This is a genomic window from Streptomyces sp. NPDC020379, assembly GCF_044387105.1.
Lineage (GTDB): Bacteria > Actinomycetota > Actinomycetes > Streptomycetales > Streptomycetaceae > Streptomyces.
Genome location: NZ_JBIRVR010000020.1, coordinates 104,929 through 120,444 on the forward strand (window position 1 = coordinate 104,929; position 15,516 = coordinate 120,444).

14 protein-coding genes are annotated in these 15,516 nt (G+C 74.1%); 3 read left to right on the top strand and 11 right to left on the bottom strand.

Going from position 1 to position 15,516, the window contains the following annotated elements; translation table 11 throughout:
* Positions 1-33 precede the first annotated feature (33 nt).
* From ACH427_RS24360 to hmgA, 3 genes are all read right to left on the bottom strand, one after another.
* Positions 34-1,236 (bottom strand): type ISP restriction/modification enzyme, encoded by a 1,203-nt coding sequence (locus ACH427_RS24360; RefSeq protein WP_398872463.1) that lies wholly within the window; start codon positions 1,234-1,236, stop codon positions 34-36.
* A gap of 310 nt (positions 1,237-1,546) precedes the next feature.
* Entirely contained in the window at positions 1,547-2,296 is a 750-nt protein-coding gene (locus ACH427_RS24365; RefSeq protein WP_398872465.1) for a GntR family transcriptional regulator, read from the bottom strand.
* 58 nt (positions 2,297-2,354) lie between these two features.
* On the bottom strand, positions 2,355-3,704 hold the full coding sequence (gene hmgA / locus ACH427_RS24370; protein WP_398872467.1) for a homogentisate 1,2-dioxygenase: 1,350 nt from the start codon (positions 3,702-3,704) through the stop codon (positions 2,355-2,357).
* Positions 3,705-3,828: 124 nt separating this feature from the next.
* Here hmgA and ACH427_RS24375 point away from each other — a divergent pair, with 124 nt between their 5' ends.
* A complete protein-coding gene (locus tag ACH427_RS24375; RefSeq protein WP_398872469.1) occupies positions 3,829-4,776 on the top strand; it encodes a hypothetical protein in 948 nt (315 codons plus the stop codon).
* A gap of 47 nt (positions 4,777-4,823) precedes the next feature.
* Here ACH427_RS24375 and ACH427_RS24380 read toward each other — a convergent pair whose 3' ends face one another.
* Positions 4,824-5,438 (bottom strand): TetR/AcrR family transcriptional regulator, encoded by a 615-nt coding sequence (locus tag ACH427_RS24380; RefSeq protein WP_398872471.1) that lies wholly within the window; start codon positions 5,436-5,438, stop codon positions 4,824-4,826.
* A gap of 259 nt (positions 5,439-5,697) precedes the next feature.
* Here ACH427_RS24380 and ACH427_RS24385 point away from each other — a divergent pair, with 259 nt between their 5' ends.
* Complete coding sequence (locus ACH427_RS24385) at positions 5,698-6,216, top strand: DUF2165 domain-containing protein (protein ID WP_398872473.1); 519 nt, start codon at positions 5,698-5,700, stop codon at positions 6,214-6,216.
* Between the two features lie 18 nt (positions 6,217-6,234).
* Here ACH427_RS24385 and ACH427_RS24390 read toward each other — a convergent pair whose 3' ends face one another.
* The 3 genes from ACH427_RS24390 to ACH427_RS24400 form a co-directional block, all read right to left on the bottom strand.
* A complete protein-coding gene (locus ACH427_RS24390) occupies positions 6,235-7,326 on the bottom strand; it encodes a Zn-dependent alcohol dehydrogenase (protein ID WP_398872475.1) in 1,092 nt (363 codons plus the stop codon).
* A 111-nt stretch (positions 7,327-7,437) separates the two neighbouring features.
* Complete coding sequence (locus ACH427_RS24395; protein WP_398872477.1) at positions 7,438-8,856, bottom strand: aldehyde dehydrogenase family protein; 1,419 nt, start codon at positions 8,854-8,856, stop codon at positions 7,438-7,440.
* 104 nt (positions 8,857-8,960) lie between these two features.
* Positions 8,961-9,422: a MaoC family dehydratase gene (locus tag ACH427_RS24400; RefSeq protein WP_398872479.1), complete on the bottom strand. Its 462-nt coding sequence runs from the start codon at positions 9,420-9,422 to the stop codon at positions 8,961-8,963.
* A 100-nt stretch (positions 9,423-9,522) separates the two neighbouring features.
* On the opposite strand from ACH427_RS24400, the gene soxR reads away from it, so the two are divergent.
* On the top strand, positions 9,523-10,008 hold the full coding sequence (soxR, locus tag ACH427_RS24405; protein ID WP_398872481.1) for a redox-sensitive transcriptional activator SoxR: 486 nt from the start codon (positions 9,523-9,525) through the stop codon (positions 10,006-10,008).
* A 20-nt stretch (positions 10,009-10,028) separates the two neighbouring features.
* Here soxR and ACH427_RS24410 read toward each other — a convergent pair whose 3' ends face one another.
* From ACH427_RS24410 to ACH427_RS24425, 4 genes are all read right to left on the bottom strand, one after another.
* Complete coding sequence (locus tag ACH427_RS24410) at positions 10,029-11,471, bottom strand: amidase (protein ID WP_398872483.1); 1,443 nt, start codon at positions 11,469-11,471, stop codon at positions 10,029-10,031.
* 358 nt (positions 11,472-11,829) lie between these two features.
* Positions 11,830-12,441: a hypothetical protein gene (locus ACH427_RS24415; RefSeq protein ID WP_398872485.1), complete on the bottom strand. Its 612-nt coding sequence runs from the start codon at positions 12,439-12,441 to the stop codon at positions 11,830-11,832.
* Positions 12,442-12,651: 210 nt separating this feature from the next.
* Positions 12,652-13,938, bottom strand: coding sequence for a serine-threonine protein kinase (locus ACH427_RS24420; protein ID WP_398872487.1), 1,287 nt, complete (start codon positions 13,936-13,938; stop codon positions 12,652-12,654).
* 100 nt (positions 13,939-14,038) lie between these two features.
* Positions 14,039-15,388, bottom strand: a complete 1,350-nt coding sequence (locus ACH427_RS24425; protein ID WP_398872488.1) for an erythromycin esterase family protein — start codon at positions 15,386-15,388, stop codon at positions 14,039-14,041.
* Between the last annotated feature and the right edge of the window lie 128 nt (positions 15,389-15,516).

A 15,516-nucleotide genomic window follows, 5' to 3' on the forward strand; every position in this document is an offset into this window, starting at 1 on the left:
GGCGCGGGAAGACTTCGCGGGGGCCGCCGCGGCTCATAGCAGCGCGAACTGGCCCTCCGGTCCCTCCTCCTGGTGGCCCAGCACCGTCGCGGGCCGCCGGGCGGCGGGTGGCGGTGGGAGCACGCCCGCGCGGCGCAGCTCCGCGGCGTCCGGTCCGCCGTCCGGTACGGGCAGCGGCCGCCGGTCCGCCGTCTCGGCCAGCAGCGCCAGGACCGTGATCAGCTCCAGCAGCTCGGACGTCCACTCCGGCAGCCAGCCGGCGGGCCGCAGGGCCTCCAGCGTCCCGGGCCCGCCCGTGGCCGTGCGCTCCGCGAACCAGCTCTCCAGCACCCGCGCCCCGCCCGCGCGGAACTCCCAGGCCCCCTCCGGCACCGGCGCGATCCGGCCCGTGCCCAGCAGCAGCGTCTCTCCCGCCGGGTCGTAGTCCAGGCTCCCGGGCGGACCGGACGCGACGGCGGCACGGACGTAGGGCCTGCGGCCGCCCGGCAGACGGGGGCGTTCGCCCGGCGCGGGGGCGCACCGCGCGCCCCGGGTGTGCACCCACACCACATGTCGGCCCAGCGCGACTCCCTCCTCCCACAGCCGGGGTGACGCGGTCAGCGGGACGGCTGTCCCGGCGCGGGTCGGACGGGCGGCCGCCGCGGTCCAGGCGAGGAAGTCCTCGGCGGACACGGCCCGTCCGAGGGTGCCCGCCAGGTGGTCGAGGAGGCCGGGCGCGAGATTGGGCTCCAGCCCGCCGGGGCGCCGGTAGAGCGGCCGGATCCTGCCGGGCCTGCCGTCGGGGGAGTGCCCGTCGGGCAGGAGCGCGGAGAAGGCCGGGCCGTCCGTCCCCGGCGCCGCTTCCAGCAGATGGATCTGACGGTCGTCGGCCACCCGCCACAGCTCCGGCCGCGCCGCGTCGACGAGCCGGTGGTCGGGCAGCAACCACCGCTCGTCGTACGGCCCGTGCGCGATCCGCACCGGCTCGGGGCACGCCCCCATCCCGTGCGCGAGCCGCCCGGTCGACGTGGCCTGCCCGGGGAGCTGGGCGACCGCGCTGAGCGGTGTGCGGTGGCGGGTGGGGCGGAAGAGTTCGTCGCGGGTCTTGTCGTCGGGTGCGGCCGCGAGCGCGGCCCAACGGGCCTTCAGGGACGCGGCGTCGGGTGCGGTGACCCAGGGGCGGCCGAGGCGCCAGGGGGTGACGGCCCAGGGCATGAGGTCGGCGATGAGGGGCGCGTCGGCGGTCACGCGGGGCATCGTAGCGGGGTGGTGTGCGTCGGGGTGCGGGCCGGCGGGCGCCTGCGGCGGGCTTTCCCCAGCCCCGCCCCTTGCCGGAATCGGGGCTCGTGCCCCGGCCCCCCCGGCTGCGGGTTTCGTTGCCTCCCCCAGCTACCTCCCCCGGAATCCGTCCGGGGGTGCCCCCAGCGGCGGGAGCGGCCTGCGGCCGCGTCCTCGAACGCCGGACGGGCCGGTTGTGCCGGTTACAGCCCCCCACGCGGCGGAGCCGCACATCAGATGCGGCCGGGAAGGGGCGGGGCTGGGGAAAAACCCGCCGCGGGCGCGTCGGCTACCGCGCATCCACCGTCACGGTGAAGGAGAAGCGGTCCCCGCGATAGTGGATGCGCGCCACATCCACCACCCGCCCCGCCTCGTCATAGGTCACCCCCGTGTAGAAGAGGATCGGGCTCAGCAACGGCACCTGAAGCAGCCGAGCCGTCTCCGGATCCGCGAGCCTCGCCTCGACCGTGTCGGTGATGCGGCTGATGCGCACGCCCACCGCGTCCCGCAGCACCTTGGTCATCGGCCACCGCTCCAGATCGGCGAGCCCGATGCGCGCGGCGAGTTCGGGGCGGACGAGGTTCTCCGCCCAGTTCGTCGGCTCGCCGGTCCGCTCGTCGCAGCGCAGCCGCCGGTAGGCCATCGCCTCGTCGAGCCCGGGGAAGTGCTCGGCCAGTTCGGCCGGGATCTTCTCCGGGCCGTGGCCGAGCACCTCCGTCCGCTCGCCGGACTGCTGCGCCACGATGGCGTCCACCGAGCCGAGCAGCCGCACCGGCGAACTCCGCCGCGCGCTCGGCTCGATGAAGGTGCCGCGCCGCCGGTGCCGGCTGATCAGCCCCTCCGTCTCCAGCTCCTTCAGCGCCTGCCGCATGGTGAGCACACTGACGCCGTAGTGCGCGGCGAGCGCGTCCTCGGTGGGCAGCCGCAGCGGATCACCGGCGCTCCGCCCGAGTATCGAGGCGCGCAGCGACTGCGACACCTGATACCAGAGCGGCAGTTTCCGGTTGAGCGTGACGGAGTCGGGGGCGAAGGTGGTCACGAGGGGCTCCGGCTCTACGGCTGCGAGGAAGGCGTTCGACGGTATGGGCGGGTCGCCGTCACCGGCGGTAGTGGCGCTCCAGACCCTGCCATACGTCGTCGTAGCCCGCCTGAAGGTGGTCCGCCGTCCTGGCCCGCTCCGTCGTCGTGACCGGCCAGCGTGTCTCGAACATGAAGGCCAGCCCGTTGTCCACCTTCTGCGGCCGCAGCTCCGCCGCGCTCGCCTTGTCGAAGGTCTCCCGGTCCGGGCCGTGCGCCGACATCATGTTGTGCAGCGACCCGCCGCCGGGCAGGAAGCCCTCCGCCTTCGCGTCGTACGCGCCCTCGATCAGGCCCATGTACTCGCTCATCACGTTCCGGTGGAAGTACGGCGGCCGGAAGGTGTCCTCGCCCACCAGCCAGCGCGGCGCGAAGACCACGAAGTCCACCCCCGCCAGCCCCGGGGTGTCCGAGGGCGAGGTGAGCACGGTGAAGATCGACGGGTCGGGGTGGTCGTAGCTGATCGATCCGATCACATTGAAGCGCCGCAGGTCGTAGACGTACGGGACGAGGTTCCCGTGCCAGGCCACGACGTCCAGCGGCGAGTGGTCGTAGGTCGCCGACCAGAGGTTCCCGCAGAACTTGTTGATCACCTCCACCGGGCCCTCGACGTCCTCGTACGCGGCGACCGGGGCGAGGAAGTCCCGGGCGTTCGCCAGCCCGTTGGCGCCGATCGGCCCGAGGTCGGGCAGGGTGAACGGCTGCCCGTAGTTCTCGCAGACGTAACCGCGCGCCGCCGGACTCTGCCCGCCGTCGGACGCGGTGTCCAGGAGCTCCACCCGGAAGCGCACCCCGCGCGGGATCAGCGCCACGTGGCCGGGCTCGGCGCGCAGCAGGCCGAACTCCGTCCGCAGCAGGAGCGCCCCGCGCTCGGGGACGATCAGCAGCTCGCCGTCGGCGTCGCTGAACACCCGGTCGGTCATGGAGGTGTTGGCGGCGTAGAGGTGGACGGCCATGCCGGTGCGCTGGGTGACGTCGCCGTTGCCGCCCAGCGTCCACAGCCCGGCGACGAAGTCGGTGCCCGCGGGGGGCTCGGGCAGCGGGCTCCAGCGCAGCCGGTTGGGGTCGGGCACGCAGTCGGTGAAGGGGGCGCTGCTGATGTCGCCGTTGCCGGTCCGGGTGAACGGCGGGTGCGCGGCGGAGGGCCTGATGCGGTAGAGCCACGAGCGCCGGTTGCTGTGCCGGGGCTCGGTGAAGGCGGTGCCGCTCAGCTGCTCCGCGTAGAGCCCGAGCGGGGCCCGCTGGGGCGCGTTCCGCCCGTGCGGCAGCGCCCCGGGGACGGCCTCACTGCTGTGCTCGTTGCCGAAACCGGCCGAGTAGGCCAGTGCTTCGGCGGACTTCCGGGCCTGCTCGTCGCCCGTATCGCTCATCGCGTGCTCCCCGCGCCGATGGATTCCTATGGGAGACCGTAGGATTCCGGGCCGGGCACGTCAATGGATCAGCGCCAGAGCGTGGCGGCTGCGAGGATCGGACGCCTGACACCAGGGGGGACCGATGCGCCAGTGGCCGGAGTTCATACGGTGGAACGAGCCGAGAGGTGAAGAGTTCGCCCAGGCCGTCCGCGGACTGTCGCAGCGCCTGGTCGCGCTGGACAACGAGCCCGGCGGACCACCGGCCGCCGACGCGGCCGTACGGGCCTTCACCGCCGTGCGCAGGCTGCTGCGGGAGCGCGGGCCCGAGCGGCCGTACGAGCGGGACGTCCTCGCCGCCGCGGCCGAGCTGGCGGAAGTGGCGGGCTGGGCGCTCTTCGACGCCGAACGGCCGGGCGAGGCGGCCGGGTTCAACCGGACGGCCCTGCGCCTGGCCAGGCGCTCCGGCGACCGGGCGACCGAGCTGCTCACCCTCCAGAACATGGCCCTCGCGTCCGGCTGGTCCGGCCGGCCCCGGGGCGAGCTGGCGGTGGCACGGCAGGTGCTCGACCGGGGGCGCCTGTCGCCGCGCGTCGAGGCGGTCTTCCGTGTGCGGGAGGCCCGGGGCCTCGCGGGCACGGGCCGCGCCGCCGAGGCCGCCCGCTCCTTCGCCCGCGCCCGCTCGCTCCTGGCCGAGGGCGAGCGGGACGGCGACCCGTTCTGGGCCTGGTGGATGACCGCGGACGAGGTCGACGGGCACCAGGGGTTCGTGCTCCAGGAGGCCGGCGAGCCGCGGGCGGCCGTGCCCCACCTGCGCCGGGCGGCGCTCCAGGAGGCGGGCGCCGGGGCGGGGTACCGGCACATCTTCGCCGCGCGGCTGCTCGACTGCCTGCTCGGCCTCCACGCGTGGCGCGAGGCGGAGGAGGTGGCGGAGGGACTCGTCCCGGTGGCCGCCGCCGGGATCGCCTCGGCCCGCACCCGCGGCCTCCTCGACGGCCTCACCCGGCGCGGGCGGGGGCTGCCCTCCAGCGCCCCGGCCGGCCTTCGTGAGGTGCTGGAACACCTCGGGGCGCCGGCCGGTCAGCCGGTGTGACCCACTGTGCGCAGGACCGGACTCGAGCACCTCACGGCGCCGGCCGGTCAGCCCGGGTGGCCCACCATGCGCAGGACCAGATCCGCGTAGAGCTCGCCCACCTCGTCCGGAGTGCGCTTGCCCTCCGCGTTGAACCAGCGGGCCACGTCGATGCACAGGGAGAGCACGGCGAGCGTGGTGCCGCGCACGTCGGGGACGTCGAAGTCGCCCGCCGCGACGCCGTCCTCGATGATCGCGCGAACCGTCGCGTCGGTGTCCCGGCGCAGCCCCACGATCTCGGCGTGGTGCTCCTCGCCGAGCGCCCCCAGCTCGTACTGCACCACACGCGCGGTGGTGTGGTGCTCCGCGTGCCAGCGGACGAAGGCCCTTACGGCGCCGGCGAGGCGCTCCGCGGGGGTGCCGTCGCCGCCCTGCTCCCGGCGCAGGATATCGAGGGCGAGCCGGTGTCCGACGCTGCTGATGCGGTAGAGCAGCTCTTCCTTCGTCCGGTAGTGGATGTAGAGCGCGGCGGGGCTCATGCCCGCGCGGCCGGCGATGTCGCGGGTGGTGGTGGCGTGGTAGCCGCGCTCGGCGAAGGCGGCGACGGCGGCGGTCACCAGCCGGCGCGCGGCGTCGGGTGTGACCTCGGCCCACTCCTCGCCCCGCGTGTGCTTCGCGTCCATCCCGGGCCCCCGCTCCTCGGCTGCGCCGCGGACTGCCCGGCGGCGGAAGGAACACCATACCCCCGAGGCTGAGCAAGCGCTTAGGCCGTGGCCCGGGCGGCGTGGGCTTCCCGCCGCGGCCGGGGCCCCCGAAGCCGCTGCGCCGCCTGTTCCCCACGGCCTTCGTCCGGGGGCCGCGACGCCTTTGCGCCTCCGCGTATACCGCCGACCGGACGGGCATGCATCCGGCAGGGGCGCGGCCAGGGCGGGAGACACTCACATGGCGAACACATGGCAAGGCCGGGCGGGGCGCTTCGGCAACCTCCCCGTCGCCGCGGTCGCGCTGACCGCGACCGTGGCGCTCTATACGGCGCTCGTCGCCTTCGGCAACATCACCGACTTCGGCACCAACCAGCAGTTCGTCCGGCACGTCCTGGCGATGGACACGACCTTCAAGGACGACGACCTGATGTGGCGGGCCATCACCGACCACACCGTGCAGGACATCGCCTACGTCGCGATCATCATCTGGGAGGCCGTCGCGGCCCTCGTGCTGATCGCGGGCACCGTGCTCTGGCTGCGCGGAGCGGCGGTGCGCGGAGCGGCCCGGCGGCTCACCACCGTCGGGCTCGTGATGCTCCTGCTGCTCTTCGGGATGGGCTTCATCGCGATCGGCGGTGAGTGGTTCGCGATGTGGCAGTCCGCCAAGTGGAACGGACTCCAGGCCGCCGAGCGCAATTTCGTGGTGGCCGCCCTGGTGCTGGTGGTAATCCACCTGCCGGTGCGCGACGAGACGTGAGGTGAGGCAGGCGGCCGTTCACCCCTGCGGGAACACCACCAGGGAGCGGCCGCCCCGCCCCGCCAGCATCGCCTCGAACGCCTCCGGGATGCCGTCCAGCCCGATCCGGCCGGTGACCATCGCGGACAGGTCGAACCGCCCGGCCCGCACGTGCTCGGCGATCACCGGCAGGTCCTTGGCCGGGTCGCTGTTGCCGTAGACGCAGCCCGACAGCGTGCGGCCGAAGTGGAAGAGCTCCAGTGCCGTGAACGTCACCTGCTGGTCCCGGCCGCCGATGCCCACGACCGTGGTGCGCCCGCCCCTGCGCGTGGCCGACCAGGCCGTGCGGATGGCCTCGGCGCGGCCCGCGCACTCGACGGCCACGTCGGCCCCGTGGCCGCCGGTGAGTTCGCGGATCCGCTTGGCGGTGCCCTCCCCGGCGACGAGGAACTCGGTGGCACCCGCGGCGCGGGCCAGCTCCTCCTTCTCCGGCGAGACGTCGACGGCCACGATCGTCCCCGCCCCGGCGATCCGCGCCGCCTGGAGCGCGGCCAGGCCCACCCCGCCGATGCCGTGGACGGTCACGGACTCCCCGGCGCGGACCCGCGCGCTGTGGTGCACCGCGCCGTAGCCGGTGAGCACCGCGCAGCCCAGCAGCGCCGCCTCCGTCAGGGGCACGCCGTCGGGCAGGGGGAGGGCGGCGCTCGCCCGGACGACGGTCTCCTCCGCGAAGACGGCGGTGCCCAGGCCCGGATAGAGCCCGGTGCCGTCCTCGCTGAGCGTGGCGTACGGAACGGCCGCCGCCGCGCCCGCGTCCGCGCACAGCCAGGGCTCGTCCAGCCCGCAGAAGTGGCAGGTACCGCAGGAGGGCGCCCAGTTGAGCACCACCGCGTCGCCGGGGGCCACATGCGTGACGCCCTCGCCCACCGCCGTGACCGTGCCGGCGCCCTCGTGCCCGAGGACGGCGGGAACGGGCTGGCGGAGCGTGCCGTTGGAGAGCGAGAGGTCGGAGTGGCAGACCCCGGCGGCGGCGAGCCTGATCCGCACCTGCCCCGGCGCGGGGTCCGGGAGGTCGATCCCGGCGATGCGCAGGGGAGTGCCGGTGCTCGTCAGGACGGCGGCGCGGACCATGGCTTCCTCTCGGGGAACGGCGAAGGGCGAACGGTGAACCGCGCACGGCTCAACGGGGCGCGGCGTGCGGGCACTTGTCCCCGCCCGCCCCGCTCCCGCCGGGCTGTGCCGTCAGAACTGCAGGGACTTCGTCTGCAGGTATTCCGTCAGGCCGTGCGCGCCCAGCTCCCGGCCGACGCCCGACTGCTTGTAACCGCCGAACGGCGCGAGGATGTTGAAGCGGCCGCCGTTGATCTCGACCTGCCCGGCGTCCAGGCGCCGCGCGAAGGCCGCGGCCGTCGCCTCGTCCGCGGCCCAGACCGCGGCCGCGAGGCCGTAGACCGTGCCGTTGGCGATCCGCAGGGCCTCCTCCTCGTCCTCGTACTTGAGGAGCGAGATCACCGGGCCGAAGATCTCCTCCTGCGCGATCGTCATCTCCGGGGTGACGTCCGCGAAGACCGTCGGGCGGACGAAGTAGCCCTTCTCCCGGCCCTCCGGCGCGTCGGAGCCGCCGGCGACGAGCCGGGCGCCCTCCTGGACGCCCTGGTCGATGTAGCCGCGCACGCGGGCGTGCTGCTTGGCGTTGACGACCGGGCCGACGCGGACCTCGGGGTCGGTCGGGTCGCCCGGGGCGTACGCGGCGACGGCGGCGGCCGCCAGCGAGACGGCCTCCTCGTACTGATCGCTGTGGACGAGCAGCCGGGTCAGGGCGTTGCAGGACTGCCCGGTGTTGCGGCAGACGTCGGCGACGTTGGCGGCGACGGCCTTCTCCAGGTCGGCGCCGGGCAGGACGACGTTCGCCGACTTGCCGCCCAGTTCGAGGGCGAGGCGTTTGACGCCCGCGCCCGCGATCGCGCCGATCCGCTTGCCGACGGCGGTCGAGCCGGTGAAGGAGACCAGGTCGACGCCGGGGTGCTCGGCCAGGGCCTGGCCCGCGACCGGGCCGAGGCCGGTCACCAGATTGAAGACGCCCGCCGGGATCTCCGCCGCGGCCACGCACTCCGCGAGCAGCTGGGCCGTGAGCGGCGTGTCCTCGGCGGGCTTGAGGACGATCGTGCAGCCCGCCGCCAGCGCGGGGGCCACCTTGTTGACGATCTGGTGCAGCGGGTAGTTCCAGGGCGTGATCGCGCCGACGACGCCGACGGGCTCCTGGAGCACCGTGGAGTTGCCGACCCGCTCCTCGAAGGCGTACGTGGCGGCGAGCTCCGCGTACGAACCGGCGACGGCGACCGGCAGTCCGGCGTGCACCCGCGTGGCGAAGCCGATCGGCGAGCCGAGCTCGGCGGTCACCGTCGCCGCGATCTCGTCCTGCCGGGCGGCCAGCTGGTCACGCAGCGCCGCGATGAACTCGCCCCGCCGGGCGGGCGCGGTGGCGGCCCAGCCGGGCAGCGCGGCGCGGGCCGCGGCCACGGCGGCGTCGACGTCCTCGGCACAGCCTGCGGGCACCTGGCCGATGACCTGCTCGTCGGCGGGGTTGACGACCTCGATGGCGCCGGTCCCGACGGCGGGCCGCCAGCTGCCACCGATGTACATACCGTCGTGCGCGATCACGGTTCATCTCCTCGCGGTGTCGGTGCTCGATGTTCCGTACGCATCATCGAATTCCCCGTGGCCTCAACCTAACGCCCGCCGGAACGCGGGCACCAGAGCCCCTCTCACCAGGTGAAGCGGCTCACCGACTCCGCCACGCACACCGGCTTCCCGCCGCCCTCGCGCTCGACGGTGACCGCCGTCGTCAGCTGGACGCCGCCCTCGACCTCGGTCACCTCGGTGATCACCGCCCGTGCGCGCAGCCGCGAGCCGACGGGCACGGGGGCGGGGAAGCGGACCTTGTTCAGCCCGTAGTTGATGCCCATCCGCATGGGGGAGACCCGCATCAGGAGCGGCACCAGGGACGGCAGCAGGGAGAGCGTGAGATAGCCGTGCGCGATCGTCGTGCCGAAGGGGCCCGCCGCCGCGCGCTCCGGGTCCACATGGATCCACTGGTGGTCCCCGGTCGCCGCGGCGAAGAGGTCGATCCGCTTCTGGTCCACCTCCAGCCAGTCGCTCGGGCCGAGTTCCTCGCCGACCGCTGCTCGCAGCTCGTCGGACGAGGAGAAGATCCGGGGTTCCGCCATGCCGCTGCCTCCCGAGCACGACCACTGTGTCTAAGCGCTTGCTCAGGATGTTCGGTGCTGGTCGTGATGTCAACGCCCCCGCTGACGTAAGGTCGGACCCGTGCCGCAGATTCCTTTCGAGGTCCACGAACTCACCGTCGGACAGCTGTCCGCGCGCAGTGGCGCGGCCGTGTCCGCACTGCACTTCTACGAGACCAAGGGTCTGATCAGCAGCCGCCGGACGTCGGGCAACCAGCGCCGCTACGACCGTGACGCCCTGCGCCGCGTCGCCTTCATCCGGGCCGCGCAGCGCGTCGGCATCCCGCTCGCCACCATCCGCGAGGCGCTCTCGGAGCTGCCCGACGAGCGCACGCCCAACCGCGAGGACTGGGCGCGGCTGTCCGAGCTGTGGCGCGGCGAGCTCGACCAGCGCATCGAACAGCTGGGCCGGCTGCGCGACCACCTGGACGACTGCATCGGCTGCGGCTGCCTCTCACTGGACAGCTGCGTGCTCTCCAACCCGGAAGACGCGGTGGGACGGCTCGGCAGCGGTTCCCGCCTGCTCGTGGAGCGCCGCCGGTCCACAGCCGGCCGGTCCGGCGACTGAGGACACCGCCCGGGCGGCGCTCACCACATCGACGGCCGCCGCCCGGCCCATGGCTTCGCCGACTCCAGCTGCGCCGACAGCGAGATCAGTGTCGCCTCGTCCCCGTACCGGCCCGCGAGCTGGATGCCGATCGGCAGGCCCGCCGCGTTCCAGTGCAGCGGCACGCTCACCGCGGGCTGCCCGGTCGCGTTGAAGAGCGGGGGGAAGGGCAGGAACGGGATCAGCGCCGCGAACTCCGCCGCCGGGTCGCCGTCGTCGCGCAACGCCCCCACCGGCAGCGGCGGCTGCGCGAGCGTCGGGGTGAGGATCACGTCGTAGCCGGTGCCCGGCGCCTGGAGGCCGTCGGCCACCAGCTGGGTGAGCTTGCGCATCGCGTACAGCGCCCGTGAGAAATCCGGCCCGCTGACGGCCTTGCCGCGCTCGCGCAGCAGCCGGGTGAGCGGGGTCAGCAACTCCTCGCGGCCCGGCGGCACGGGCTGGACGGCGGCCAGCACCTCCCACACGCGCGTGAACGCCTCGGCGAGCGTCGGGTCGTCCGGCAGCGACAGCTCCTCGACGTCGTGGCCGAGCCCGCTCAGCAGGGCGGCCGCCTCGTCCGCCGCCGCGAGGCAGTCGGGGTGCGCGGTGACGCCCGGCACCGGAGTGCCCGTCAGCCGCACCACCCGCAGCTGCCGCGGGGCGCGCCGCGCGTGCTCGGCGAAGGTCTCGCCGGGCGGCAGCGGGGGCGCGCTGTACGGGTCGCCCGGCTCCGTGCCCGCGAGCACGTCGAGGAGCGCCGCCGCGTCGGCCACCGTACGGGCCAGCGAGCCGGAGGTCGAGAGCCCGGTGATGTCGTGCAGCACGGGGCCCGAACTCACTCTGCCGCGGCTCGGTTTGATGCCGAAGAGCCCGCACACGGAGGCCGGGATGCGGACGGAACCCCCGCCGTCACTGGCGTGTGCCAGCGGTGCGAGCCCGGCCGCCACGGCGGCGCCCGCCCCGCCGCTGGAGCCGCCCGCGGACCGGGTGAGGTCCCACGGCGTACGGGCGGGCGGCGCGATGTCGTTCTCCGTGTGCGCGGGCAGGCCGAACTCCGGGGTGTTGGTCTTGCCCAGCAGGATCGTGCCCGCCGCGCGCAGCCGCCTCACCACGTGGTCGTCCACGGCCGGGACGTGGTCCGCCAGCGCGGCCGAGCCCAGGGTGCACCGCACGCCCGCGACGAAGCTGAGGTCCTTCACCGGCACCGGCACCCCGTGCAGCGGGGACAGCGGCCGCCCCTCGCGGCGGGCGGCCGCCGCCTCGCTCTCGGCGTCGGCCGCCTGCTTGCGGGCCACCTCGGGAGTGACCGTGATGAACGCCCCCACCGCGGCGTCCAGCCGCTCGATCCGCTCCAGATAGTGCTCGGTCAGCTCGACGGGCGAGACCCGCCCGGTCCGTACCGCCGCACCCTGCTCCAACGCGGTCAGATCGTGCAGCTGCGCCATAGCCGTCCGCCTTTTCGTCGCCCGAAGAGCCGTGTGCGCCGCATCCTCGCACCGCGGACGGCCGGCGGTCACCACCCCCTCGCTCCGCGCCTTCCGTCACCGCCTGGGGCAAGAGTGCTCTTGGGGTGTCCCCCCGAGGAGCCCCCAAGGGCCGGAGGCGCGGACCGTGGTCCGTGGCCCGCGGATCTGCGAACCACGGTCGCTGAATCCAGCCCGTCCGGCGTTTGAGGACAACTGAGGACAACGCGGCGAAGCCGTGTCGCGGGGTCTGGGGCGCAGCCCCCCGTGCGGCGGAGCCGCACATCAGATGCCGCCGGGGAGGGGCGGGTCCGGCGATCACCACCCCTGCTCCGCGCGGTCACACGACCGCGTACTGCTCCTGGAACGTCCGCCGCCGCGCGGTCGTCAGCGCGGCGGTGGTGAGCACGGGCACCGGCACCACGATGCCGCAGTCCGTGCAGACGGGCCCTTCCATGGGATAGCGCTCCAGGTCGGAGCGCCATTCGAGCTGATCGCTCCGGCAGACGGGGCAGCCGTCGCCGGGGCCGGCCTCCATCGCGGCGATCACCCGGCGCAGGACGTCGGAGAGCCGCGGCGCCGGATACACCGTGGGGCTCACACAGGGCACCACGTCACAGCCGCCCCAGGTGTTGCGGTGCCAGTCGTCCACCGCGCAGGGCTGGCGGATTCCGTCGTGCTTCTCGCGCTTGCGGCGGTCGGCGAAGGACGCCTCGTAGGCCAGCCAGACCGCGCGGGCCTCCTCCAGTTCGGTCAGCGCCGCGATCAGCCGGGCCGGATCGGGGGCGCGGTCGTCGGGGTCGAGCCCCGCCAGGGCGCACAGGTGGTGCCAGGTCGCCCGGTGCCCGTAGGGGGCGAAGCGTTCGAGGCATTTGCGCAGGGAGGTCCGTCGCAAGGCGATGGTGTTCCGTGGATTGCGCACCTCTCGTGCGAGTGCTCTGAAACCTGCCACTGCATCCCACCTCCGACAGCGCGGACTCGGATCGACATGGAAGGGACGTAACGCGTCGCGATTCGGATCCATCGGACGTGCCACGCCGCCGACTCCGCTCTGCTACCCCGAAGACGCGGACAGATGTGGGGCGGGTGGGAGATTGCGCGAAGGTGGATCCGCGACCTCCGCTCAGCGGGTGGTTCCGGCCGGTCGCCGGCCGCCCGGCGCTCAGCGCGTGATGCCGCCGGCGAGCAGGACCACCTGCGCCAGCTCCGGGTGGCAGATGTCGCTGTGGGCTCCCGTGGGCGGGCCGCCGTGGGCGACGACCGCCGACGCGTCGACGTTCACACAGCCGTATGCCGGCAGGCCGCCGGAGAGCGCCTGCGCGAGGGTGAGCCCGGCGCAGGCGTCGACGGACTGCATACCGTCGTGCCCCAGTGCGCCCCACCGCGAGTCGTCCAGGCCCAGCACCGAGTCGTCCTCCCCGGAGAGGCGGGACGCCAGCGGGTAGAGCACCCCGAGTGCCGTGTCATGGCGGGAAAGGCAGCACACCACCGGCCCGTTCACCCGGTCGTACAGTCCGCTCAGCGCACCGCCCCGGTCCGTCGCGAACGGCAGGCTCGTCGCGAACGTGTAATGCGAGAAGGCGCCCTGAAGCAGCGTCAGCGAGGCCACCGGTGAGCGGCCGTCCGGGAGCCCGCTCAGCGCGAACGACACCAGGCGCGCGCCGAAGCTGTGCCCCACCAGATGCACGCGCACCTCCGGCCGGGAGCCGGCCAGCAGGCCGAGGAAGGGGCCGAGCCCGTGCCCGCCGACCGTGCCCGCCCGCCGCTTCATCGTGTAGTACGAGATCTGCCGCAGCAGTTCGTAGGCCCCGTGCCACAGCCGCTTCAGGCCGCCGCCGAGCAGCCCGGCCGAGAGGGCGCCCGTGTGCGCCAGCGCGTCGGCGAAGCTCCCGCACACCGCCTGCGCGTCGGCGGTGAGCATGGCGGGCAGCGGGCCCGGCCCCAGGTCGGTGGCCCCCGGCGGCAGGGCGGTGGCCAGGCCGCGCACGGTGGAGACGAACTCCTCCAGCCGCGCCGGGTCCTCGGGCCGCTGGGCGAGCAGCCCCGACAGCCGGTCCACCACCGCCGCCTCGCACGGCAGGACGCGGACGAGCGCCTGCCGGGTGGCCGGATCGAGCCCGGCACCGGGCGGGGCCGCGGCCGCCGCCGAGGACGGGAAGTGGGGGATCGGCTCGTCGGGGAAGTCCATCGACGGCCAGATCACCCCCGCGTAGCCGAGGCGCCTGCCGCCCGCGGCCCCGGAGAGCAGGCGGGGGAAGGGTGCGAAGAACTCGCTGTAGAGCCGGGTCGCCCCCGTCCGCTCGTTGTTCCAGCCGTGCGCGAACACCACCAGATCCGTGACGCCCTGCTCCGCGACCCCGGTTATGAGGCCGTCGCGCTCGGCCGGATCCACGTCCCCGTCGGTGTCGAACGTCAGCTCCCAGTACGGCTCCACACTCATGTCCGGCATGGCAGGTCCCCCTTGTGCGGCCAGATGCGCGGGCATCGTCCCGCCGTCAAAGGGGCCTGTCCAGGCTCATGGCACGGGTACACACATCCGTGGCACGGGACTACTGGGGCGGCAGGAGGTCCGCCGCCCGGATGCGGTGGAGATGGACCAGGATGTCGTAGCCCTCGCCCAGCGCGGTCGAGTAGTCCGGGGTCGGATAGTCCGTGCCGATGTTGCGGGTCGGCCGCGCCACCGCCAGCCACTTCCGGGCCGCGGCGGGCGCCGTCCGCATGTCCAGTACGTAGTTGCGGTACGGCACCTGGTCGAGCGTGTGCTCGTTGCTGCCGGGCGCGGCCGGGCCGAGCGTGACCACCCGGGTGGGCTCGCCGTCGCGCATGGCGTTGAAGGAGCCCTCGTTGAAGGTGAGACGGACGTTCACATAGCGGGCGCCCAGCCGGTCCCTGAGGAAGGCCCCCTGCATCCGCGGGTAGTTCGCCGGGTCGTCGGTCACGTACGCGACGTGCGCGTTGTGCGCGGACAGCAGGATCTTCCGGCCGGTGTGCTCCTGCCACCAGGCGGTGTTGGCCGCCATGGTCGCGTCCCGGAAGCGCATGCAGTCGGCGACGCCCTTGGGGTCGTCCATGTCGAACGCGTACATCTCCGCCACCTGCGCGACGGCCCGCGCGTGCTGCACCGCCCAGGTGAACTCCTCGCCGCCGCCCGCCGGGCGCTGCCGCGACAGCAGGCCGAGGGCCTCACGTGCGCTGTCGGCCATGGCGCGCCGCTCGCTCAGCGGGCGCTTGAGGTAGTCGTTCATACAGCTGTCCACGCTGGTGCCGGGCGCGGGCCGCTGCGCGCGGTAGAGCTCGGTGAAGCGGGGCAGCAGGGCGGGGCGGTGGGCGCGGACGTAATCGGTGACCTTGTCGAAGAGGGCGGGCCCCGCGTAGGCGGAGTCGTCGCCCATGAACCGGAGCTTCTTCGCGTGGGTCGTGTTGTACGCGCGCATCCACTCGATCAGGTCCAGGTACGCGCGGTTGTTCCACATGCGGTACGCGTTCTGGAACTCCTCGCGCATGATCTGCCGCACCTCGCCCCTGCCGTGGACGACGTAGTCGTCGAGCTGCACGCCGGTGCTCCAGTTCGCCTCCAGGGCGAAGGTGGTGAACCCCTTCTCCTCCACGAGGTAGCGGAAGACGCGGTGCTTGTTGGTGAAGAACTCGTGCGAGCCGTGCGTGGCCTCACCCATCCCGACCACCGTGGCATCGCCCACCATGGCGCCCAGCGGCCGCAGGTCCCGCAGGTCGCCCGTGGGGTCCGTGGTGCGCAGCGGGCGGGCGGCCCGGGTCAGCGCGGCCACCGGGCCGGGCGGGCCCGCGGCCGCCCCGGCCGGCTTCGCCGCGACCAGCGGGCCCACGGCGGCCAGCAGCGTGAGCGACAGCGCTGACCGGCGGGTGAGCTGTGCGGAAACCATGGGAACACTCCAGGAGGTCGGTCGGAACTCTCCTTGACACGATCGTTTCCGGGGCACTCCCGCCACCATCCGATCCACCCCCTGCCCCGGGGTGGGGCCAGCCCTACTCCGGTGCGCCGGACGCCCCC

Bases quoted from the DNA above. Each gene is read 5' to 3' on its own strand.
- hmgA (WP_398872467.1), bottom strand. From the start codon at position 3,704: ATGAGCGATACGGGCGACGAGCAGGCCCGGAAGTCCGCCGAAGCACTG.
- ACH427_RS24400 (WP_398872479.1), bottom strand. From the start codon at position 9,422: ATGGCGGAACCCCGGATCTTCTCCTCGTCCGACGAGCTGCGAGCAGCG.
- ACH427_RS24375 (WP_398872469.1), top strand. From the start codon at position 3,829: ATGCGCCAGTGGCCGGAGTTCATACGGTGGAACGAGCCGAGAGGTGAA.
- ACH427_RS24360 (WP_398872463.1), bottom strand. From the start codon at position 1,236: ATGCCCCGCGTGACCGCCGACGCGCCCCTCATCGCCGACCTCATGCCC.
- ACH427_RS24410 (WP_398872483.1), bottom strand. From the start codon at position 11,471: ATGGCGCAGCTGCACGATCTGACCGCGTTGGAGCAGGGTGCGGCGGTA.
- ACH427_RS24425 (WP_398872488.1), bottom strand. From the start codon at position 15,388: ATGGTTTCCGCACAGCTCACCCGCCGGTCAGCGCTGTCGCTCACGCTG.
- ACH427_RS24390 (WP_398872475.1), bottom strand. From the start codon at position 7,326: ATGGTCCGCGCCGCCGTCCTGACGAGCACCGGCACTCCCCTGCGCATC.
- ACH427_RS24385 (WP_398872473.1), top strand. From the start codon at position 5,698: ATGGCGAACACATGGCAAGGCCGGGCGGGGCGCTTCGGCAACCTCCCC.
- ACH427_RS24420 (WP_398872487.1), bottom strand. From the start codon at position 13,938: ATGCCGGACATGAGTGTGGAGCCGTACTGGGAGCTGACGTTCGACACC.
- ACH427_RS24380 (WP_398872471.1), bottom strand. From the start codon at position 5,438: ATGGACGCGAAGCACACGCGGGGCGAGGAGTGGGCCGAGGTCACACCC.